The sequence below is a fragment of the Pseudomonas sp. UYIF39 genome, from assembly GCF_029963765.1.
In the GTDB taxonomy this organism is placed as follows: Bacteria; Pseudomonadota; Gammaproteobacteria; order Pseudomonadales; family Pseudomonadaceae; genus Aquipseudomonas.
Map to the genome: position 1 here is coordinate 297,263 of NZ_JALBYU010000004.1, position 21,313 is coordinate 318,575.

Below are 21,313 nucleotides of genomic sequence, written 5' to 3' on the forward strand. Positions count from 1 at the left end.
CCTAGCAGCCATGGTCAAAGCACACCTTATTCCAGATGCTGCCCCTATTGCGCTGTCGACGGGCGCGATCTGATTGAGACAACCGTATTACCCGACCTATCTGCAACCATCCACAAACGGATGTATTGCTCAGCCAAGCCGGGCATGTTGGTACCCTCCCTTCTCGTTGCAAGGCCAGATATCTGATTTATCCCCTGCTGGTGCCGAATCCACGCTGACGATCCCCGTAGGACTTCGTAGCCTCCTTGCATAGGTAGCTGGCTCGCCGGAACAACTCTGGTAGCTCATCCACCTTGTCTTCGGGGACGTCCCGGTATATCCGATACGTAGCATTGTCTGTTATGTGAACCAGCCCTTCGACCTGATCGACCGATAGCCCCAACGCGCTAGCCCACGCCTCCTGCAGACGCGCAACGAGATTTCGCCTCGCAGATTGCAGCCGCCCCGGCCTGTGATAAGCATCATGATTCAGCAGGAATACCAGGTGGTAGTGCGGCCTTCCCATCATTCCAACCTCCCTTGCCCAGGCATAGCGAACCCTGCAATCACGAGTGTCCTTCTTTTGCTCACGCAGCTGACTGCGGTGGTGTTCGATCTTGGCGCTAAAGGACTCGATACACCTGCTGATGACCTTGTTGGTGTTAGCGTAGACAGGCAGATCTTTATCCCTCGGCAGGGTTAGATCCACCCGGAATGCCATGACCCTCGGATACTGAGTCAGTGCCATTTGGATAACGCCCAGGAGACTGGATAGGTACTCGTCTACAAATGGCCCCTTGTCGACCATCAAGGGAAGACCACGGTAGGTCGGTTGGCGGTACAGGTGGAGATTGGTGTTACCTGGATGACGAAGTGGGTAGCGGCTGGTGGTATCGGGATGACGAAGCATGGGCATGACTCCTGGTTGAGTTTCATACCGATCTTCATCATGTGGAATTTTTAACCGTTACCTCGTACTGCTGCCTGACTTCGACTGGATATGTAGTGGTCAGTGCTTGCAGCCCGCTTCAGCAACCCGGTGAACCCTACGGGTAGGAAGTGCTAGTAAAAGCATAATACTCGTGCCGCAAATGATGCTCTCGGCTGCACCGTGATCGCGAGGTGTTTTTTCACGGCCACGCCGTGAATTTCTCCAGGGGGTCTACTCCGGAAATAAACCATCATATTGCTCGCCCTGCTGGGGCGTCCGACGGGGGATTCCGCCCTAACCAGCATAAGCGCCATGACCTGCCATAGCCGGTCATGGCGCTTATGCTGGTTTCTAGCTGGCCATACTCAGGTGGCCAGTGGACCGTACTGCAGTGCCCTCTGCCAGATCACGCTCCTCGATCCTTGCCAAGATCCAATCGTGCACCTCGCTGTCTACCCAACCGACGCAGCGGTCGCCGAGCGAAACGGGCTTCGGGAAGGTGCCTTCCGCGATGTATTTGTAGATGGTCGACCGGGCAAGACCTGTCGAATCGATGACTTCTTTTAATCGGATGATTCGCATGAGCAGGCTCCTCTATGGCTCAGAGGATGTGCAGGAGGCTTATAAAAAAACCGCCTATTACTCAGGTGCTCGTGCCGACGTGAGCAGCCCCGACTTCTCACGCAGCTCCAATGGAATATCCACCTCCCTCGAAACACATGTCACCACTGGTTCGCCGACCCCCTTGGTGATTGTCCAATGATTGGCAATGTCAGAACCCGCAGACCTCAGAATTAAGAGAGCAATGCATTGATGGCCAATCGGCATATGCGCCGGCACCAAAATATATCTGGCCTCGGCAAAGGATACGGTCAAGAGCTGAGAAAAGCGCCGAACAAACTCGTCGGCGAGATCGAACATCAGTCTCTGAAAAAAGTCGACAATTTCGTCGTGATCCAAGACTGGCTTACCTTTCGGGTCAAACATAGGCACTCGGAAAAAAGCCACCACCCTCTCTTTCACAGTGACATCAACACCGCGCACCTTTTTTCTCCAGCTGACAGGATCAGCCTCAACCCAACAGCGCGACAAAAATCCCGAAACGCAGTCACAGATAAAAAACTCAAGTTGATCAAATACGTGATTGGGAGCTCGCCTCAAAAGGCGCAGCACACTGACAGGTGTCAAGTGTTCCAAGCGCTTTAAGAAGGAGTCACGATCGAACCGGACACTAGGCATAAATTTACAGTCGATAGCCGGATCATCGAATCCCTGATGCACTGCGGTGCAAACCACATCACGATCAGGTGAAAGCTGAAGGTGGTTCAGGTTCAGTAAATAGATGCTCTTGAGCTTCTCAGTAAAAATCGGGCTCGCGACCCCTGGTATCTGCCTCCGGATAAACCCCAGCTCGGTAAGCCTTCGCAAGCGCTGCTTCAGAGCAGCACCGTCCATCCCTGTGAGCAAGCAGATCTCCTTGCTGCTCAGCCCCCTGACAATCCCAAACGGATCTGCGCGACTCAGTAAAATCATGAGAAGTAAGCGATTTGCTAAACTGAGTTGCCCGGTGCGCACTGGCGCAACTCGTTTCTCCCCCTGCAAGCGGGCACGAGGCTCTGAGGCAACCTGCGGATCGCTGGTCCAGCCAGGCCAGATTGCTCTGATACGTTCGCCACCCAAAACCTGCTCTATCAAGTCGAGATGGATCAGTTCCCTTTCCTCGACCTCCCGCAGCTCCACCTGAACGCTTTTGCTCACCGAGTAGGCGCACTTTGGCCGGCCCTTTCCTTCAGGTTGCGTGACGACACGCAACACCGCCATTTCAACCAGCTGAGCGACAGCTTTTGAAACGGCCTGTGCCGAAAGCCTCAGCTCCTCAGCCAATTGCTTCAGCGAAGAAGGCTTAGGCGCCTCAGCGCCGTAACGCGCCCAGAAAGCCACGAAGAAAAACTTAGCATCCGGCTCACAGAATCTGAGACTCACGCCAAGCGGCTTAGAAAGCATACATCCCCCCTAGCATCACCAAATTTTATACCGTAAATATACCCTATATATACGGCATCCTATAACAATAACATCTCAAATAACGCAACATAACGTTATAATAACGAATCAATGACGCTTTACTAACGAAACAGCTAACGGTTGCCTATCGTTACAGTGACGGTATAAATTCATCTCATGCGCCAGGTTTACGTACATAGCCCAAACGGCCCGCCGGAGGATGGAATGTCAGAAAATGAGAAATCGCTGAAGTGGCTGCGCAAGCAGGATGATGAATGGGAATGGGCAGCCAACTACCTCAGGAAACGACTTGATGCTAGGTATTTGGAATCGCTAGATGGGCATGTGTTTGACCGGTTCTCATCGTATGAAAACACCGTTGTCGCCATCAGACAGATCCAAGAGGACAGACCAGGGCTAGTCATCAAGCTCCAGGGGGCCATCCGGCAGCGTCGCTACAGATCCGACAGCAACGGTAGAAAACCGCTTACATTTACGCTTGGCAAAGAAACCATCACGAAACTGAGATCCATTGCCAAACGGTACAATGCAAACGAGACGGCAGTGATCGCTTCGCTTGTAGAACGGGAGGGGCAAGCTGCTGAAGTCGAGAGGAATTACGAAAAGCAGCTCAAGGAGTCAGTCTCAAGAGAGCGCAAAATTGCTGGCCAAGTAGCTGCATCTCTGACAGCTCAGCGGGACGAGGCATTGAAACACGCAGAGCGATATCTAAAGCTTCTTAGCCGGTGGGAGCTGATGTGGCCTGACGAAAAGCCACCTACAGCCAGCGACGAAGATATCGCTGGGCTTGTTGAGCCCAGAATGAAGGACCTCAAAGACGCTATAGGCTACATCGCCTTCAGAGACGACCTGACCAACGAGCGCTCCACGTAACGAGCTACCAAAACCAGAATAGCAATCCAAGCCACACGCGACATCCTGAGTTCAAATCCAGCATGGTGGTATTCCATAAAGTATTCCACGAAAAATTCAAACCGGCACTTTTTATTATTTATCATATAGTTAGATAACCTGTTCAAATTACCCCGGCCCACCAAATACGAAGCAAAACAAAACCCGCCAAGTGCGGGTTTTGTTGCATCTGGGGTTTGGTCATTTCTGTAGGCAGCATCACCCTCCCCGGCAAAAGCAGGCCTGCCCGCGATAAGGCTCGCATTTCAAGCACACGCTCACATCGAGTGAGCTGTAATCAACGTATTAGTCGGCGACTCAACGCAACGGAGCCTATGCTGCGGGTTAACCTGCAACCGCTTGAGCAACCAACGCACTCAGGAAGATCAACATGAACGTATGGATCGCAGCCGTTCTGGCCGCCTTGGTTTCTGTGCCTGTACACGCCGCCACCGAGATCGCTCCTCATGTCGAGCAGGTCACCTTCAAAAAGGGCTCCGACACCGCCAGGTTCACCCGATCCATCAAAGGCCCGCTCACCGCGCAGTACCGCCTGAACGCGAAGGCCGGCCAAATGATGACCGTGGACTTCAAGTCTTCCAACGCCTCTGCCTACTTCAACATCACCGCAAAAGGTTCGGACTATGCGTTGTTTAACGGATCGATCATGGGCAATCACTTTCTGGGACCATTGCCCGCCGATGGCGAATATACGGTTCAGGTATACCTGATGCGCAACGCCGCTCGGCGCAATGAAGTGGCCAACTACAGCCTTTCATTAAGCCTGAGCCCGGGTGATGCGACGGACAGCAACCAGCCGTTCGACCAGACACTTGAATTGCAGGGCATTGGCTTTCACGTGACGAGCGTGTCGGTCGATGGAAATCGTGCTCTACACATTGCCCCCCAAGGTCTGGAAATCGATAACTCAGAGATCGTACGCCCCCTCACCGGCCCCATCGTCCGAGCAGAGGTCGCCGACCTTGATCGCAATGGCTCCCCAGAGATTTACGTATTCATCAGGTCACCGGGGCGCGGGATGCCGGGCGAGCTCATTGCTTACGCTGCCAACCGCAAGAAGTCGCTGAGCGAGATTTATCTGCCACCTGTCAGCGAGAACCCGAAAACAGCGGTGGGCTACCAGGGCGAGGATGAGTTTGCCGTGGTGGAAAATGCGTTGGTGCAGCGGTTCCCGGTTTATGACAGCACCGATGCCGATGCGGGCAGGACGGGGAAAGTTCGGCAGGTTCAGTACACCTTGATGCCTGGTGAGGCCGGGTGGGTTTTGAGAGTTTTTGGGGTGACGGAGTATTGAAGGGCGCCGGTTGGGAGTTGCTCCCTTTCGCCCCCACGGTCAAAGCCTAAACACTGCGGATGAAGACCCGAAGCCCTTCTACACTCATCTCTCACACGTCTAAAACCCCCACTAAACGAGCCCCCATGACCACCCTCAAAGACCGTTTGAAGCAAGGCAAGGATGCTCGCAAGAACTGCTCCCGCGGTTCGCAGGCGTCCGTGGGGAAAATAGATCGCGACCCGCTGCCGCTGATCAAAACGTCCAGTGAAGGCCGCATCACGTCACTGGTCGAGTTGCGCTACGGCCGCATGCTGGTCTCGCCGTTCACCTTCTATCGCGGCAACGCGCTGCTGCAAGCCCACGACTTGGCCGGAACAGCCAACATGGGGCTGGTATCGCCCATCTGCGGCGACAGTCACCTGATGAACTTCGGCGGTTTTGCAACGCCGGAACGCAATCTGCTGTTCAGCGTCAACGACTTCGACGAAGCCCATCCCGGCCCTTGGGAATGGGACTTGAAACGGCTGGTGGCAAGTTTCGTGGTGGCGGCGCGCGATCTGCGCCATGGCGACACGGTCGAAGAAACTGTCTGCCGCCAGGTGGTCGGCGCCTACCAACAGACCATGCTCGAATGTGCCGAGCAAAGCGCCCTGGAAACCTGGTACGAATCCATCAGTTACAACGACCTGCGCCAGCAAGCGAGCAAAGCGACCCTGGAGCATGTAGAGCGCGCCATCGAAAAAGCCGAACATCGCACCCATGCCGAACTGCTGCCGAAAATCAGTAAACGTGACGCGCATGGCCGACTGATCATTCGCGATGACCTGCCGGAAATTTTCCATTTACACGAAAACACCACGCTGCTGGATGCCGACGACGACTGGCTGCGCCTGTCGGACTGGCGTGCGCTTTACGACGCGTTCATGCGCGACTATCCCGGCACGCTGCAAGCCGACCGTCGCGAGCTGTTGTCGCGTTTTCATGCCCACGACATGGCGTTCAAAGTGGTCGGTGTGGGCAGCGTCGGGACTCGATGCCTGGTTGCCCTGCTGGCCGATGATCAGGAGTTCCCGCTGTTCCTGCAGTTCAAGGAAGCACGTCGTTCGGTGCTTGCCGGTTATGTGAAAACTAAATCGCGGGTTCGGCACAACGGTCAGCGCGTGGTCGATGGCCAACGGTTGATGCAATCGGCCAGTGACCTGTTCCTCGGCTGGACCACCGGCCCCAGCGGTCGACACTTCTATGTGCGCCAGTTGCGCGACATGAAAGTCTCGGCTGAACTCGAGACGTTCGACGCGGACACCTTCGCCGCCTACGGACGCGTTTGTGGTCGTGCATTGGCACGCGCCCACGCTAAATCGTCCGGGAACGCTGCACACATCAGCGGCTACATCGGCAAGAGCGATGCGCTGGCCGACGCACTGTTGAAGTATGCGCAAAGCTACACCGCGCAGAATGAGCGCGACTTCGAACGATTCCAGCAAGCCTGCCGCAAGGGCCGTTTGCGGGCGCGTTCGGAAGCGGACTTTGCGGCGGATCATTTGCCCTAGGCGTGTCTCCGTGCGTGAAACGGCGGGCACTCATCGACATGAATTTTTCTTCACCCCACAATCGCTCATCAACCGGTACATTGCGCTCGCTCATTCAAGAAACTACGGTTTGCCCGCCCTCCCGCGGGCTTTTTTTTGCCTGCTGTTTTGTTTCCCCATGCACTAGAAAGAGGCATGTTTTCGGACTCTGCCGCAATACCCTGACGCAAACCACTCCCGACACCGCCATAGGGTGTACCATCAAGCACTGTCCATCAGATATCAGTTAGCCATGTCCACGCTAAGCGAAGAGAGCCGCCAGATCGTAGCTTCTCTGGTGCACCGCGTTGGCCCCAACGCTGACATTGCAACAGTCGCGCAAGCGATCGCATCAATATTGCAGGATATGGACGCAGCCCTCACGCCCATCATCGGCCAGCAAGGGGTTGTTGCGCTTTATCGCCGCAGCCTTCATCTGTGCGCCTCTAGGCATCCGCGCCTGGCCGGCACCTATGACAGTGTGCAGGCGGCCTCTCTGGATCTGACTGCCCTCAAGTCCGTACTCGTTGAGCAAAGCGAAGCCGATGCGTTGTTTTTCGGTGACGTGTTGCTGACCACGTTTTACGAGCTGCTGACCACGCTGATCGGGCCCTCGCTCACCGCACGTTTGCTTCGTGGCGTGTGGGAACCTTCTTTGAGCGACACCCCTTCGCAGGAAAATTCGCCATGAGCACCAAAGTGACTATCAACCGCCTGGCCACCGGCGTGCCAGGACTGGACGAGGTGCTGGGCGGAGGATTGCCGGAGTTTTCGTTCAACCTGATCGCAGGCCCGCCTGGCTGTGGCAAAACCACCCTGGCGCATCAGATGATGTTCGCCCTGGCGACACCCGAGCGCCCGGCGCTGTTTTTTACGGTGCTCGGCGAGCCGCCGCTGAAGATGCTGCGTTACCAGCAGCAATTCGACTTTTTCGACAGCGAAGCGATCAACCAGTCGATCCGCTACATCAACCTGGCTGACCACACCTTGGCCGGGAATCTGGACGAAGTACTGCGGCGCATCGTCAGCGAGGTGGAGGCTAACTCCGTCACTGGTGTTCGTCGACTCGTTCCGTTCGGTGGTGCTGGCCAGCCAGACCCAGGACAACCCGAACAACAACCTGCCGCAGTTCGTTCAGCAACTGGGCATGTTGATGACCACCTGGCAGGCGACGACCTTCCTTATTGGCGAATACTTCACCGAAACCGACACCAACCCGATCTTCACCGTGGCCGATGGCCTGATCTGGCTGCGCCAGAGCGTTCAGCGCAATTCCATGGTGCGCAAGATGGAAATCATGAAGATGCGCGGCCAGCCGACGCTGCCAGGGCTGCACACCTTCCGTATCGCGACGTCGGGGATCAAGGTCTTTGCACCTGCGCCCCTCAACCCGGTTGAAGCACCGCTGGAGTTCCCCATCAAGCGCCTGAAAATGGGCGTGCCACAGCTCGACGAGATGCTTGGCGGCGGTCTGCCCCGTGGTTATTCCTTGCTGGTGGCCGGGCCGTCGGGCTCGGGCAAAAGTATTCTGGCGTCCACCTTCCTGGCCGAAGGCGCTAGAAATGGTGAAACCGGCGTGATCGCGGTGTTCGAGCAACGGCCTAATCACTCCCAGAACGCCACCCTGACGGGCCTGATTCAAAGCGGACAGGTCGGTCTGGTGGACAGCCGCGCCCCGGACCTGTCCATCGACGAGATCGTGCAATTGCTGCTCAGTGAGATCAGCCGACTGAAAGCCACCCGCGTGGTGATCGATTCGTTGTCGGGCTTCGAACTGGCGCTGGCGCCGACCTTCCGCGAAGATTTCCGCGAGTCGCTGTCGCGCATGGTCACTGCGTTGACGAGCGCCGGGGTCAGCGTGTTGATGACCTCGGAGCTGGAAGACCGCTACACCGACCTGCGTTTCAGCCCTTACGGCACAGCATTTCTCACTGACGCAATCGTCGTTCAGCGCTACATTGAAGTGCAGAGCCGATTGCTGCGCATCATGGCCGTGGTCAAGGTGCGGGCCAGCGCCCATTCCGATGAGTTGCGCCTGTACCACATCGACGATAGCGGCCTGCACATCGGCGAGATGTTGCCAGACCAGGAAGGCTTACTCGGTGGCCGCCCTACCCGGCACCGTTTGGGCAAAGACGACGGATGAGCAAAAACCATGAGTGAGGCCAATGGCAAGAACGAGCAAACGATGGCCACTGCCGCTCGCGAACTGTTCCTGCTCGGCCAGAAAACTGTTGAAGCGCGGGCGGTGCTCGCGGCGTTGCAAAAAGAGCTGAGCGATGCCAACACCCGTCTGGTCGATAGCCAGCAGGTCGAGCAACTGATCGAGGCCAATCAGCAACTGGTGCTGGCGATTTTGCTGGCGCAGTCCGATGCAGAAACACCAAAACGCACGCAGGAAGAACAACGCCTGTTCCTGGAGATGCGCGAAGCCAACGCGCAATTGGTGATCGCAGCCCTGAGCGCGCAAGACCTGCAAGCCACGGCCGAGCACACCCTGGAACAACAACGCAACATCCTCACCCAGGTGGCTCACGAACTGCGCAATCCGCTGACGCCCATCAGCATGATCGCCGGCCGACTGGTGCGTGTGCCCAGTGAGGAACTGCCGCGCATGCAGGCGCTGATCGAAGGCCAGGTGCAGCACATGTCGCGGCTGGTGGACGATTTGCTCGACGTCTCCCGCGCCAGCACCGGCAAGTTGCGCCTCGATTGCCGCATCGTGGACATGGTGCAGATCATCCAACAGGCCATCGAAGTGTGCAGCCCGGTGATGACCGCTCACCATTTGCACTTCACCGCTGAACTGCCTACGTGCGCGCTGGCGGTGAACGGCGACCCGGTGCGGCTCACGCAGATTCTCGGCAACCTGCTGGGCAATGCGGCCAAGTACACACCGGCGGGCGGCAATGTCACGCTGTCGGTGACCGCCGAAGTCGACGCGCTGCAGATGAGCATTTGCGATGACGGCATCGGCATTTCCGCCCAGGCGCTGCCGTTTATCTTCGAGCCGTTTGTGCAAGACGTTCACGCCATCGGCTTCAACGGTGCAGGCCTTGGCATCGGCCTGACGGTGGTGCGCGAGTTGGTCGAAGCCCATGGCGGCACCGTGATCGGCATGAGTGACGGCAACAGCAAAGGCAGCACTTCTATCGTGACATTGCCGCTGGTGATTTGAGTTTCCCCGCTGACCACGCAATGCTTGCGCGACGATCCCCGTGAACCGGAGCGCCCTATGCCGCTGTTGTCCCTGCCCTGTAAACGCTTGACGCTGGCGGTGCTCGACCCTGAACAGGCGGCGCTGGAAAGCGACTTCTACCGGCGCAACCAGAGGCACCTCGCCCGGTGGTCGCCGATTCGTCCCGCCGATTACCACAGCCCTGAACGCATCCGCCCGCGCCTTGAGGTGCAAGCCAGCGCTTTCCACGCCGGTCTGGCGGTGCATTTCGCGTTGCTGGATCCGGACAACGGCCAGATGATCGGCGCCTGCAACTTCAGCGGCATCACTCGCGGGGCGTTTCAGGCCTGCTATCTCGGTTACCACATCGACCAAACCCATCAGGGCCAGGGCTTGATGCAGCAAGCACTGGAAGCCGGCATCGGCTACATGTTCGATGAGCAGAAGCTGCACCGGATCATGGCCAATTACATCCCTGGCAATGAACGCAGTGCGCGGTTGCTGGAGCGCCTGGGCTTTGAACGCGAGGGCTATGCCAAAGCCTACCTGAGTATCGCCGGACGCTGGCAGGATCATGTGCTGACAGCGTTGATCAACCCGGCGCCGAATGCCGGGTACCGCTAAGCGCTCATCCTGTTATTGCACGACCATCTTTTGCGCAACGTCGGGCAACAGGCAGCCTTTGGCCATCCACTGACAATCCCGGTCCCAACGATAACCGGTCTCCAGGTTGCCTCGATCGTCATAGTAGTTCAGCCGCAATTGGCGGGGATTCAAATCAAGTTTGGCAAAACCGGCATGTGCGGTGGCAAACGAGGTGTCCTGCGCTGCGGCGCCAACGGCGTAGAGTTTCTGGCCCCCGGCCCCGGAAACCACCCAGGCTGGCTCGGCCGCGCGTAGCAGCAGTTGCTGATTGTGGTCGTGCCCGGCCAGGAACACGTCGACCTTGTTGCGTTCCAGTGCGGGCAACAACAGGTTGACCAGTTCACTGTCCTCACCATGCTGGCCATGATTGCGGACCGGGTGATGGGCCGCCGCAATGCGCCATACAGGTGCCGGTCCCGGTTGCTGGAAGGCTTGGTCAAGCATGTCGATCTGATGCTGAAAGGATTCCCGTGGCGCCGAGGTGTCGAGGAACACCATTCGCACCAACGGTCGACCATCGACGCTGCCGAAATCCTTGACGTAGAAGTTGCTCGACATCTGCCAGCGACCCGAGCCCTTGCGCTGCTGGCCATATTCGAGTTCGATCTTTTGCGACTTGGGGTAATCGTGATTGCCCAGCACGGCGTAAAACGGCACATGACTCAGCCACTGGCCCCAATAGACGCGCTCGAACTTCATTTGCCAGCCAAGGTCGTGGGTACTGGTCAGCGGTTTGCCATAGAAGTTGTCGCCCAACAACACGACCATGTCCAGCCGCCCGTCTCTGGCCGCGACTCGCTCCATGGCCTGACCCACTCGCCACTGTTGCAGATCACCGCTGCCTTGGTCGCCCAAGGCAATCATCGACACGGCGGAAGGGTCCAGACCACTCAACGGAACAAACGGCGCCGGCGGTGTAAATATCCAGTACCCGACTATCGCTGCGCCAATCAGCAAGATGATTGCGACGATGCTTAGCCTGCGAACAGCCTTTCCGGGGACAAAACGTTTTGCGGCGGGTGATGGAGTTTGGGGTCGTTTCAATCAAGGGCTCACTTGGCATGGCCAGCCAGGCATTAAGGGAAAGCAGGGGTCGACATTTGCCATTAATAGATCACACCAGTTGTTCACACTTTGTTAAGAATTCGCCCCGTATACTTTTTTTAGCCCGCTTTTTTTCGGCCCCCTTTCGTCGATGGCCAGAACCTTATGTCGCGTCCAGCCCCATTGCTTTTCCTGCTTGGTTGCTTGCTGTTTTTCTTCGCCTTTGGCAACCATCAATTGCAAGGTTCTACCGAAGCCCGGGTCGCCGGGATCGCCATGGAAATGTACCTGGATGACGACTGGGTGACACCGCGCCTGTTCGGCGAATCCTTCCTGGAGAAACCGCCCCTGAGCCTGTGGCTCGACTCCGGGGCGATCCGTGTGTTCGGTGGCACGCCGTGGGCGGTTCGACTGGCGTCGGCGTTTGCCGGGTTGTTCAGTGTGATGGTGTTGTACGCCATGCTGCGCCGGTTCGGCCGGCCGAAGACGATTGCCTGGACCGCCGGGATCCTGCTGGCAACCATGGCCAGTTATTGGAGCAATGTGCGCGGTGTCGGTGAGGACGCCTTGCTCGCCCTCGGCGTAACCATGGCGCTGTTGGCGTTTTTCCAGGGACAACGGCACGCCACGATGGGCAACGCATTACTGTTTGCCGCAGGGATTGCCATCGCCACTTTAAGCAAAGGTGTATTGGGACTGGCGATGCCCGGGGTGGTGATCCTCGCGTTCCTGCTGGCCGAGAGCCTGATGGACAAACGCCTGAAAGTAGCCGCCTGGCTACGACCAGGGCTGCTGACACTGCTGGGGCTGATCCCGCTGCTGATCTGGCTCGCTGCGCTGTACCAACGCGATGGTGCCCATGCCGTAAGCGAAGTACTGCTGACCAACAGCGTCGGCCGATTCAGCGGCTCTTTCGTCGAAGCCGGGCATTACGAACCGTTCTACTACTACCTGGCCAAGCTTCCGCAAGCGTTCCTGCCCTGGAACATTCTGGTGTATCTGGGGTTGTGGCACTTTCGCAAAAGCCTGATGGCCAACCGTTATTTGCTGTTTTTTACCCTGTGGATCCTGGCGCAGTTCGTCGTGCTGACGCTGGCATCGAGCAAGCGCACCGTGTACCTGATGTCGATGACGCCCGCCGCCGCGGTGATTGCGGCGGAATATGCCCACGTCCTGCTCCAAAGGCTGAAGGCCCGTGAAGGCGCCTCGAGCCTGATCGGCCGTATTGCCCGGCACCGACAAGGTGTGGTCGCCGGTTTGCTCACGGTGGTGATCGCCAGTTACCTGGCCACCGCGCAATGGGCAATGCCCCGGGCCGACGTCGAACTGTCCTTCCTGCCCCTGACCGAACACATTCAGACGCTACAGGCCAATGGGCAGCAAGTCGCGCTGTTCCAGGCCAATGAACGGCTAGGCGGTGCCACCGTGTTCTACACCCAACGGGTGATCAAGGGACTGGACACCGAGGCGCAGCTGCATGAGTTTTTGAGGGCGTCGCCGGGCAATGTGGCGGTGATGTCTGGTGAGAGCGAACCGGCCGCTCCGTTGAAGGTGCTGAAGATCATGATGGTGGGGCGCCAGGCGTATTACTTCGTCGGGGAGTGAGTCCTCTGCCGGCGGTTCAGTCACACCGAAGGCCCTCTCCCAACCACCGCTCCACGGGACAGAAAACAAAAAACCCGCCCCCCTCTTCAGGGTTGGCGGGTTTTGTTGTTCAGGCCTTTTGAATCAGTTAACCGTCTGCGTCTGTGCAACGCTTTCAGACCGCTCATGCGCTTGCAGCACCGGCTGCTCGAGCCGCGCCCGCCCGTAGAACGCCAGGGCTGTCAGCAAACACGCCAGCCACACGAAGATCCCGGCCCACAAGGTGTGGGACATGTAGTGCCAGCCCTGCACAACCCGCGTCGTGCCGTAGACAAAACCGAGCAACAGCGAGCCGTACATGATCGCTTTGGAATAGCGCCAGCGGTAGCGGCGCGCCACAAAGTACAGCGCGAGCATGGTGAAACCACCCGAGGCGTGCCCACCCGGCCAGCAGCGCCCCTTGCCGGCAACTTTCAGCAGATCGAAATTCTGATACCACTCCTTATGCTCGATTTTCCCCGCGTACTGGGTCGTTTCGACCGGGCAGTACACGCTGGTGTGGCCCTTGAGGTAGTGAATCACACCGGTGCTGATGGAGAACGCGAACACCACGTAGAGGAAGTCCCGACGATGCTTGCTCGCAAACCGAAGCACTGGCGCGACTTTGATTTTTTCCAGGAATGCGATGATTTTCGAATGCTTTTCCGCCTTCAGGCGCGGCCAGAGAAACGACAGCAAGGCGCCGATGATCGCTATCTCACCGGTCCAGTTCGGGATGATCCGAGCCCATTTATGGGTGATCTTTTCGAACAGTTGGATATGATCCAGCGGAAACGTCTTTGTGATCGGGTCATAAAAAAGATCATTGAACGCGATGTCGATTTTGGTCAGGTCGAACAGCAGGAAAACCACGGCCGCACAGGCCAGTGGAATGCCGAAGTTCACCCAGTAAAAGCGGTAGCGGGAAGAAGTCAACATCGTGTGTCCTGATCCAGAAAGTGAATTCATTCGGTGGTCACCGAGTGCCAGTCCGAGGCTTCGATGAAACCGAGCATCCGCGGCGCCTGAGGCGTTTCGGCCGAGATAAACAAAGAAGCGCCATAACCCAGCGTAGAGGCCGGCAACTTGAGGTCTTTCTCAAGTTGTGACATGCATTCGCTGTGGGTCACCAGAATCAGGTTTCGCCCGGCCACCTTGTGCGCCAGAGCGTCGCGCAGCATGGTGCCCTTGCAATTGATCAACCATTCTTCACCGGCCCCGACCTTGTTGAACATATAGCCGGCGGTCTGCGCTGTACGGGTCAGGGGGCTGTTGTAGATGTCAGCCCTGCTCAGCCCCAGTTGCTCGAACTGTGCACCGACCCCCACCGCGACGCTGCGAGAGCGAGCGGTAATGCCATCGTTACCGCTCAGACAGGCGGCGCTGGAATGATCGCAGCGTTCAACGTGACGCACCAGCACAATTACGTTGCCCTTGGCCCAGTCGGCCGCCAACGCCCGGGCGCCGGCCACATTGCCGTGGGCCAGGTCCGGTACAGCGGCAGGAAGCAAAAGCCAGACCGTCAGCGCAATCACCAAAAGCGCCGAGGTGAACACGACAGTCGCATTGCGATAGCGGGCCAAACGGCTCAGATCAATCGAGCGTTTTACCCCGAACAGACTCAGTCTCAATACCACATCAAACCGCCTCGCCGGCACGCATCACTTTCTTCGGTGCGGCGAGAGTAGAGAGGCTGGCGTCGGCAGTCGGTGAAACGCATGTGAAAAAAAGCTTAAGACTGCACGGAAGTCTTGTGACACATCGGTCCTACAAAAACCATTCAGCTCTCGCAATGGCTGCCGATACAGTCCTGCTACACACCTTGCTGGCTACCAAAAACAACAATCTTCCAGCCAACCGACGATCTAGAAGCACAACGTTCCTGGAGGACTTTTGATGAATAGCTGGTTCGGCAATATCAGCGTGAACATGAAGCTGGGCTTGGGATTCGGCCTGGTCCTGGCCCTGACCTGCGTCCTCGCCCTGACCGGCTGGACGAGCCTGGGCGGATTGATTGACCGCAGCAACTGGATGAGCGACATCACCCAGCTCAATGCCGGCCTGACCAAGCTGCGTGTGGTTCGCCTGCAATACATGCTGACCAACGGCGACGAAACCGCCGCACAGAACGTCCAGACCACGCTCGAGGCGTTCTCCACTCAGCAACAAACGCTGCTGGCGAAATTCAAGAGCCCGGAAAACCTCAAGCTGCTCAAAGAGCAAGGCGCCGTCATCGACGCCTACAAGACGTCCTTGAATAAAATGCGCAGCGCCTACCGCACCGGCAATAGCGCGCGCGACGCCATGGGCGCCAATGCCGAGACCGCCAACACGCTGATCAACGCCATCAACACCCGCGTGCAGCAAATGCCTCTGAGCGACCAGCGCTTCGAACAATTCCTGGCCATCACGGCGGCCAAGGAAGCCTTCTTGCTGGCCCGCTACGAAGTGCGCGGCTACACCGCGACCACCAACGCCGACACCGAACAAAAAGCCGTCGGCCAACTGGACGTGGCAATCGCCAGCCTGAAACCCCTCAACGTGCATTTCGCCGACACCCAGCAAGATGCCCTGCGTCAGCTGGAAACCGCACTGACCAACTACCGCAGCGCCTTGCAGGCTTATAAAGCGGCCAACACCGATGCGGTGCAGGCACGCAAGGAAATGACCGACCAGGGCGCCGCCATCGTGACCCTGAGTGATCAGCTGTATCAGATCCAACTCGACCGCCGTGACGTCGAAAGCGCCCAGGCTCGCACACTACAGCTGATCAGCACCTTGCTGGCGTTGCTGGTGGGCATCATTGCTGCCGTGATCATCACCCGTCAGATTACCGGCCCGCTGCGCGACACCTTGGCCGTGGTTGAACGCATTGCCAGCGGCGACCTGTCCCAGGACGTCAAAGTGACTCGCCGCGACGAACTCGGCGTGTTGCAACAAGGCATCGCTCGCATGGGCGTGACCCTGCGTGACTTGATCAGCGGCATCCGCGACGGTGTCACCCAGATCGCCAGCGCCGCCGAAGAACTGTCTGCCGTGACCGAGCAAACCAGCGCCGGGGTGAACAGCCAAAAAATCGAAACCGACCAAGTGGCTACCGCTATGCACGAGATGACTGCCACCGTGCAGGAAGTCGCGCGCAACGCCGAAGAAGCCTCCCAGGCGGCGGCCGCTGCTGACGGCGAAGCCCGCGAAGGCGACAAGGTGGTAAACGAAGCCATCGCCCAGATCGAACGCCTGGCCACTGAAGTGGCGCGTTCCACTGAAGCCATGAGCGTGCTGCAACAGGAAAGCGACAAGATCGGCAGCGTCATGGACGTGATCAAGGCCGTGGCCGAACAGACCAACCTGCTGGCGCTCAACGCCGCCATCGAAGCGGCCCGTGCCGGTGAAGCCGGTCGTGGTTTTGCCGTGGTTGCCGACGAAGTCCGTGGCCTGGCTCAGCGCACGCAGAAATCCACCGAAGAAATCGAAGGCCTGGTGGCCGGTCTGCAAAACGGCACGCAACAAGTGTCGGCGGTGATGAACAACAGCCGCGCCCTCACCGACAGCAGCGTCGCCCTGACGCGCAAGGCTGGTGTGTCACTGGAAAACATCACCCGCACGGTGTCCAACATCCAGTCGATGAACCAGCAGATCGCCGCCGCTGCCGAGCAGCAAAGTGCCGTGGCCGAAGAGATCAGCCGCAGCATCATCAACGTGCGCGACGTGTCCGAACAGACCGCCGCCGCCAGCGACGAAACGGCTGCGTCCAGTGTTGAACTGGCGCGGTTGGGCAATCAGTTGCAGATGATGGTTAGCCACTTCCGGGTGTAATCACGCCTTATCGTTCCCATGCTCCCGCGTGGGAACGATCATCAGAACTGCCGAACGGCCTTACACACAAATCGCATTGGTAAACACCAACCGATTGCCAAACGGATCGCTGATGGTCATGTCCTGGCTCCCCCAGGGCATGGCCTGGATCTGTGGGTGTGCGAACGTATATTCCTTGGCCAGCAATTGTTGCTGGAATGCCTCAAGCTCATCGGTCTCGATCCGCAACGCCGAGCCCGGTGTGCTGTCGCCGTGATGTTCGGACAGATGCAGCACGCACTCACCACGGGAGACTTGCAGGTACAACGGAAAGTTGGGCTCGAAACGATGCTGCCAATCGATCTTGAATCCCAGGAACTCGACGTAGAACTCCACGGCCTTGATTTCATCGAAAATCCGCAGGATCGGGGTGGTTTTGCCAAAGCTCATGGAGTTGCTCCCAGACGGATAAGACCCAGAGTGTAGCTGGGCGAGATGTCAGCGCTTCGGCTTGGTAATGGCTTTCTTTAGTCGCAATATGCCATCACTGTGACGCAGCACTCGGAATGGTTACTGGAAACCATCACGCAAGTCCCCTTGCCGCGCCAGAAACCGCCCTTCCCTTCTGCCGTTCGCCTGCCCGTCGCTGTAACTCAAGACACCGTTGACCCAAACCCCATCGATACCTTCCGCCGCCCGTTGCGGATCATTGAAATCCGCCACATCGCGAATGGTCACAGGATCAAACAACACCAGATCCGCCCAATGTCTTTCACGGATTTCGCCACGTTCCTTCAAGCCAAATCGCGCCGCCGACAAACCGGTCATCTTGTGCACGGCGGTGTGCAGCGGAAACAGCCCTACATCGCGACTGAAATGTCCGAGCACGCGTGGGAATGCGCCCCACAAGCGTGGATGCGGGAACGGGTCTTCCGGCAATCCGTCAGAGCCGACCATCGACAGCGGATGCGCGAGGATTCTTCGTACGTCCGCCTCGTCCATTCCGTAATACACCGCGCCGGCCGGTTGCAGGCGCCGGGCGGCATCAAGTAGTGGCACGCCCCACTCGGCGGCGATGTCCATCAGGTCACGGCCACTCGCTTCAGGGTGCGGCGTTGACCAGGTGATGGTGATGCGATGGGCATCGGTGACTTGCTTGAGGTCCAGCGTCGATGAACTCGCCGCATAGGGATAACAATCGCAGCCCACAGGATGGGTTTTCGCCGCGTTTTCGAGCGATGCCAATAGCTGTGGGCTCCGCCCCCAGTTACCGGCACCCGCACATTTGAGGTGGGAAATAATCACCGGGGATTTCGCATGACGGCCGATCTGGAATGCTTCGTCCATGGCCTCCAGCACCGGTTCGAATTCGCTGCGTAAGTGCGTGGTGTAAACCGCGCCGAACGCGCTCAGCTCTTCGGTCAGTTGCATCACTTCATCGGTGGAAGCCGAGAAGGCGTTGGCGTAGGCAAGCCCGGTGGACAAGCCCAAGGCACCGGCCTCAAGACTCTCGCGCAATTGCTCGCGCATCGCGGATATTTCATCCGCAGTGGCAGTGCGCAACAGATCGTCGAGGTGATTGCTGCGCAGCGCCGTGTGACCGACCAGTGCGGCCACGTTCAGCGTGGTGTTCGCCGCTTCGACGGCTGCGCGGTAGTCGCTGAACCTCGGATAAACGAACGCTGCGGCAGTGCCGAGCAAGTTCATCGGGTCGGGCGGATCGCCGCGCAAACTCACCGGCGACGCGCTGATCCCGCAGTTGCCGACAATCACGGTGGTCACGCCCTGGCTGAGCTTGGGCAGCATCTGCGGCTGGCGGATCACCACGGTGTCGTCGTGGGTGTGCACGTCGATGAAACCTGGCGCCAACACGCGGCCGGCGGCGTCAATTTCTTCGGTGGCGCAGGCATCGCGCAAGTCGCCGATACGCTCGATGCGGCCGTTCAGAATCGCCACGTCGGCGGGGTAACCGGGCGCGTTGCTGCCGTCGATAATCAGGGCGTTGCGAATCAGCGTGTCGTACATCATGTCAGTCTCCCAGCGGCAAGTGATCGTCGCCGCCGCGGTAGTCGTCGAGGGCGAGTTTGATCCGCCGTAGACGCTCTTGATTGTCTTCAGGATTGGCCAGCGCCAGCTCGGTGGCGAGCACGTCGATGGCCAGCAACATGCCGTAGCGCGCCGCCGTGGGTTTGTAGATGAAGGAAGTTTCGACGCCTTGCAGCGGCAGCAGCACATCAGCCAATTGCGCCAGCGGGGAGTCGGCCCGAGTGATGGCGAGAATTCGTGCGCCGTAGCTGCGTGCCAGCTCGACAGCCTCGAGCAGTTCGGGGGTGATGCCGGTCAGCGAACAGGCAATGACTACGCGTTCGGCATCAAGGCTGGCGGCGGTGACACGCATCATCACCGGGTCGTGGCACACCGCAATCGGGTAGCCGAATCGCACCAACCGCACTTGCAGTTCATCACTGCACAAGGTCGAGCATCCCCCCATGCCGAAGGCGTGAATCATCCGCGCCTTGCCCAGCAGTTTCACCGCATCGGCAAAACGTGATTCGTCGAACGCCGACAGATGCTGGCGCAGGGTCGATTCGATATCGCCAACAATTTGCCCATAGAACGCCGACTGCTCGGGCGTGCCCGCCGGGTCCAAAAACCGACTGCCGACGCCGCTGGCCTGGGCCAGTTGCAGCCGCAGATCGCGCAAATCGCGGCAGCCGACGGTGCGAGCAAAACGCGAGAGCGTGGCGGTGCTGACTTCCGCTCTCAGCGCCAGCTCATCGAGACTGGCGGCGGAGGCAAATCCTACGTCGTCGAGCATCAGCCGAGCAATGCGTCCTTCGCCCGCGCTGAAGGAATCCTGACGGGCGCGGATCTGGTAGAGGATGTCCATGGCGGGCGACTCCGGCTAAAGCAGATAAGAAAGGCCAACGGTAAGACCGAAGGCGACGACCGAGATAAGGGTCTCGAGCACCGTCCAGGTCTTGAAGGTCTGGGCGACGGTCATGTTGAAGTATTCCTTGATCAACCAGAAACCGCCGTCATTGACGTGGGAAAAGATAACCGACCCCGCGCCTGTCGCCAGCACCAACAGCTCTGGATGGGGATAACCCAGACCAATGGCCACCGGCGCGACGATGCCCGACGCGGTGGTCATGGCCACCGTGGCGGAACCGGTGGCGATGCGCATCAGTGCCGCAAAAAGCCAGCCCATCAACAGCGGCGACAGGTGGAATACCTGGGCCAGGCTGACGATCTGGTCGGTGACGCCGGCGTCCACCAGAATCCGGTTCAAGCCACCGCCCGCGCCGACCAGCAAAGTGATGCTGGCAGTCGGTGCCAGGCATTCGTTGGTGAATTTCAGGATCGATTCGCGGTTGAAGCCTTGGGCCAGGCCAAGCGTCCAGAAGCTCAGCAAGGTCGCCAGCAGCAAGGCGATCACCGAATTGCCGATGAACAACAGAAACTGATTGAAACCGCTGCCCGGCGTGGAAATCAGATTGGCCCAGCCGCCGATCAGCATCAGCACCACCGGCAACAGAATGGTCGCCATGGTGATGCCGAAACCCGGCAGGCTGTCGCGCGGTTCACGCTCAAGGAACTGACGCTCCAGCGGGTTATCTTCCGGCAGTTGAATGCGCGGCACGATGAACTTGGCGTAGAGGGGGCCGGCGATGATCGCGGTCGGAATCCCGATCAGGATTGCATAGAGCAAGGTCTGCCCCACCGAGGCCTGATAAGCCTGCACCGCCAGCATCGCCGCCGGGTGTGGCGGCACCAGCGCGTGGACCACCGAGAGCCCGGCGACCATCGGCAAACCAACCATCAGAATCGAAACGCCCACGCGCCGCGCCACGGTAAATGCGATCGGCACCAGCAGTACAAAACCGACCTCGAAGAACAACGGCAGTCCTACAAGGAAAGCGATGCAAACCATCGCCCAGTGCGCATTTTTCTCACCGAAGCGATCGATCAACGTTCGCGCCATCTGCTCGGCGCCTCCGGACTCGGCCATCATTTTGCCGAGCATCGTGCCCAGCGCGACAACCAGTGCGATATGCCCCAGTGTCTTGCCGACACCCGCCTCGTACGCCCCCACCACGCCCGACGGTGGCATCCCCGCCAGCAGCGCCAGGCCGATGGACACCAAGGTGATGACAATGAACGGATTGAGCCGGTAACGGGCAATCAGAACGATCAGCGCGATGATGGCGATGGCAGCATAAACCAGCAGCCAATAGCCGAAGGAAGGTGTCATGCGGTACTCCTCGAAAGGGTCACGTCGAATGGGTTGTGAAACTCATAAAACATTTCGAGGTGTGATTTTCAAACGAGGTGAA

18 protein-coding genes and 1 pseudogene are annotated in these 21,313 nt (G+C 58.5%); 9 read left to right on the forward strand and 10 right to left on the reverse strand.

Annotated elements, in window-relative coordinates:
* Positions 1-187 precede the first annotated feature (187 nt).
* From MO767_RS07920 to MO767_RS07930, 3 genes are all read right to left on the reverse strand, one after another.
* On the reverse strand, positions 188-889 hold the full coding sequence (locus tag MO767_RS07920; RefSeq protein WP_282480065.1) for an inovirus Gp2 family protein: 702 nt from the start codon (positions 887-889) through the stop codon (positions 188-190).
* Between the two features lie 372 nt (positions 890-1,261).
* A complete protein-coding gene (locus tag MO767_RS07925) occupies positions 1,262-1,492 on the reverse strand; it encodes an AlpA family transcriptional regulator (RefSeq protein ID WP_282480066.1) in 231 nt (76 codons plus the stop codon).
* A gap of 57 nt (positions 1,493-1,549) precedes the next feature.
* Positions 1,550-2,914 carry a hypothetical protein gene (locus tag MO767_RS07930; protein WP_282480067.1) on the reverse strand — a complete coding sequence of 455 codons (1,365 nt, stop codon included), beginning with the start codon at positions 2,912-2,914 and terminating at the stop codon, positions 1,550-1,552.
* Positions 2,915-3,139: 225 nt separating this feature from the next.
* Between MO767_RS07930 and MO767_RS07935 the strand changes: the two genes are divergently transcribed.
* The 7 genes and pseudogenes from MO767_RS07935 (at position 3,140) to rimJ (ending at position 10,493) form a co-directional block, all read left to right on the forward strand.
* The gene (locus MO767_RS07935; RefSeq protein ID WP_282480068.1) at positions 3,140-3,808 is read left to right on the forward strand and encodes a hypothetical protein; all 669 of its coding nucleotides are present in this window, start codon (positions 3,140-3,142) and stop codon (positions 3,806-3,808) included.
* A 409-nt stretch (positions 3,809-4,217) separates the two neighbouring features.
* Complete coding sequence (locus MO767_RS07940) at positions 4,218-5,141, forward strand: hypothetical protein (protein WP_282480069.1); 924 nt, start codon at positions 4,218-4,220, stop codon at positions 5,139-5,141.
* A 125-nt stretch (positions 5,142-5,266) separates the two neighbouring features.
* Positions 5,267-6,673, forward strand: a complete 1,407-nt coding sequence (locus MO767_RS07945; RefSeq protein ID WP_282480070.1) for a DUF2252 domain-containing protein — start codon at positions 5,267-5,269, stop codon at positions 6,671-6,673.
* 271 nt (positions 6,674-6,944) lie between these two features.
* Positions 6,945-7,382 (forward strand): hypothetical protein, encoded by a 438-nt coding sequence (locus tag MO767_RS07950; protein ID WP_282480071.1) that lies wholly within the window; start codon positions 6,945-6,947, stop codon positions 7,380-7,382.
* Positions 7,379-8,837: pseudogene (locus MO767_RS07955) on the forward strand (ATPase domain-containing protein). Before MO767_RS07950 ends, MO767_RS07955 begins: the two are co-directional and overlap by 4 nt.
* A 9-nt stretch (positions 8,838-8,846) precedes the next feature.
* Positions 8,847-9,869 carry a HAMP domain-containing sensor histidine kinase gene (locus MO767_RS07960; protein ID WP_282480072.1) on the forward strand — a complete coding sequence of 341 codons (1,023 nt, stop codon included), beginning with the start codon at positions 8,847-8,849 and terminating at the stop codon, positions 9,867-9,869.
* Between the two features lie 57 nt (positions 9,870-9,926).
* Entirely contained in the window at positions 9,927-10,493 is a 567-nt protein-coding gene (gene rimJ, locus MO767_RS07965) for a ribosomal protein S5-alanine N-acetyltransferase (protein ID WP_282480073.1), read from the forward strand.
* Between the two features lie 12 nt (positions 10,494-10,505).
* Here the strand turns inward: rimJ and MO767_RS07970 are convergent, their stop codons facing one another.
* Positions 10,506-11,378 (reverse strand): metallophosphoesterase, encoded by an 873-nt coding sequence (locus tag MO767_RS07970; RefSeq protein ID WP_282480100.1) that lies wholly within the window; start codon positions 11,376-11,378, stop codon positions 10,506-10,508.
* A gap of 345 nt (positions 11,379-11,723) precedes the next feature.
* Here MO767_RS07970 and MO767_RS07975 point away from each other — a divergent pair, with 345 nt between their 5' ends.
* Positions 11,724-13,163, forward strand: a complete 1,440-nt coding sequence (locus tag MO767_RS07975) for a glycosyltransferase family 39 protein (RefSeq protein ID WP_282480074.1) — start codon at positions 11,724-11,726, stop codon at positions 13,161-13,163.
* Positions 13,164-13,286: 123 nt separating this feature from the next.
* Here the strand turns inward: MO767_RS07975 and MO767_RS07980 are convergent, their stop codons facing one another.
* Entirely contained in the window at positions 13,287-14,120 is an 834-nt protein-coding gene (locus MO767_RS07980; RefSeq protein WP_282480075.1) for a phosphatase PAP2 family protein, read from the reverse strand.
* Between the two features lie 26 nt (positions 14,121-14,146).
* Positions 14,147-14,818 (reverse strand): histidine phosphatase family protein, encoded by a 672-nt coding sequence (locus MO767_RS07985; protein ID WP_282480076.1) that lies wholly within the window; start codon positions 14,816-14,818, stop codon positions 14,147-14,149.
* A gap of 259 nt (positions 14,819-15,077) precedes the next feature.
* Between MO767_RS07985 and MO767_RS07990 the strand changes: the two genes are divergently transcribed.
* Positions 15,078-16,997 carry a methyl-accepting chemotaxis protein gene (locus MO767_RS07990; protein WP_282480077.1) on the forward strand — a complete coding sequence of 640 codons (1,920 nt, stop codon included), beginning with the start codon at positions 15,078-15,080 and terminating at the stop codon, positions 16,995-16,997.
* 60 nt (positions 16,998-17,057) lie between these two features.
* Here MO767_RS07990 and MO767_RS07995 read toward each other — a convergent pair whose 3' ends face one another.
* The 4 genes from MO767_RS07995 to MO767_RS08010 all read right to left on the reverse strand — a co-directional run bounded on the left by MO767_RS07995 (position 17,058) and on the right by MO767_RS08010 (position 21,231).
* Complete coding sequence (locus MO767_RS07995; protein ID WP_282480078.1) at positions 17,058-17,426, reverse strand: glyoxalase superfamily protein; 369 nt, start codon at positions 17,424-17,426, stop codon at positions 17,058-17,060.
* Positions 17,427-17,546: 120 nt separating this feature from the next.
* A complete protein-coding gene (locus MO767_RS08000) occupies positions 17,547-19,004 on the reverse strand; it encodes a D-aminoacylase (protein ID WP_282480079.1) in 1,458 nt (485 codons plus the stop codon).
* Between the two features lies 1 nt (position 19,005).
* Positions 19,006-19,866, reverse strand: a complete 861-nt coding sequence (locus tag MO767_RS08005) for a MurR/RpiR family transcriptional regulator (protein WP_282480080.1) — start codon at positions 19,864-19,866, stop codon at positions 19,006-19,008.
* Between the two features lie 15 nt (positions 19,867-19,881).
* On the reverse strand, positions 19,882-21,231 hold the full coding sequence (locus MO767_RS08010) for a gluconate:H+ symporter (RefSeq protein ID WP_282480081.1): 1,350 nt from the start codon (positions 21,229-21,231) through the stop codon (positions 19,882-19,884).
* Between the last annotated feature and the right edge of the window lie 82 nt (positions 21,232-21,313).

What these genes read in the sequence shown, in the direction of transcription:
- MO767_RS07920 (WP_282480065.1), bottom strand. Translation starts at nt 889, where the DNA reads ATGCTTCGTCATCCCGATACCACCAGCCGCTACCCACTTCGTCATCCA.
- MO767_RS07925 (WP_282480066.1), bottom strand. Translation starts at nt 1,492, where the DNA reads ATGCGAATCATCCGATTAAAAGAAGTCATCGATTCGACAGGTCTTGCC.
- MO767_RS07930 (WP_282480067.1), bottom strand. Translation starts at nt 2,914, where the DNA reads ATGCTTTCTAAGCCGCTTGGCGTGAGTCTCAGATTCTGTGAGCCGGAT.
- MO767_RS07935 (WP_282480068.1), top strand. Translation starts at nt 3,140, where the DNA reads ATGTCAGAAAATGAGAAATCGCTGAAGTGGCTGCGCAAGCAGGATGAT.
- MO767_RS07940 (WP_282480069.1), top strand. Translation starts at nt 4,218, where the DNA reads ATGAACGTATGGATCGCAGCCGTTCTGGCCGCCTTGGTTTCTGTGCCT.
- MO767_RS07945 (WP_282480070.1), top strand. Translation starts at nt 5,267, where the DNA reads ATGACCACCCTCAAAGACCGTTTGAAGCAAGGCAAGGATGCTCGCAAG.
- MO767_RS07950 (WP_282480071.1), top strand. Translation starts at nt 6,945, where the DNA reads ATGTCCACGCTAAGCGAAGAGAGCCGCCAGATCGTAGCTTCTCTGGTG.
- MO767_RS07960 (WP_282480072.1), top strand. Translation starts at nt 8,847, where the DNA reads ATGAGTGAGGCCAATGGCAAGAACGAGCAAACGATGGCCACTGCCGCT.
- rimJ (WP_282480073.1), top strand. Translation starts at nt 9,927, where the DNA reads ATGCCGCTGTTGTCCCTGCCCTGTAAACGCTTGACGCTGGCGGTGCTC.
- MO767_RS07970 (WP_282480100.1), bottom strand. Translation starts at nt 11,378, where the DNA reads ATGATTGCCTTGGGCGACCAAGGCAGCGGTGATCTGCAACAGTGGCGA.
- MO767_RS07975 (WP_282480074.1), top strand. Translation starts at nt 11,724, where the DNA reads ATGTCGCGTCCAGCCCCATTGCTTTTCCTGCTTGGTTGCTTGCTGTTT.
- MO767_RS07980 (WP_282480075.1), bottom strand. Translation starts at nt 14,120, where the DNA reads ATGTTGACTTCTTCCCGCTACCGCTTTTACTGGGTGAACTTCGGCATT.
- MO767_RS07990 (WP_282480077.1), top strand. Translation starts at nt 15,078, where the DNA reads ATGAATAGCTGGTTCGGCAATATCAGCGTGAACATGAAGCTGGGCTTG.
- MO767_RS07995 (WP_282480078.1), bottom strand. Translation starts at nt 17,426, where the DNA reads ATGAGCTTTGGCAAAACCACCCCGATCCTGCGGATTTTCGATGAAATC.
- MO767_RS08000 (WP_282480079.1), bottom strand. Translation starts at nt 19,004, where the DNA reads ATGATGTACGACACGCTGATTCGCAACGCCCTGATTATCGACGGCAGC.
- MO767_RS08005 (WP_282480080.1), bottom strand. Translation starts at nt 19,866, where the DNA reads ATGGACATCCTCTACCAGATCCGCGCCCGTCAGGATTCCTTCAGCGCG.
- MO767_RS08010 (WP_282480081.1), bottom strand. Translation starts at nt 21,231, where the DNA reads ATGACACCTTCCTTCGGCTATTGGCTGCTGGTTTATGCTGCCATCGCC.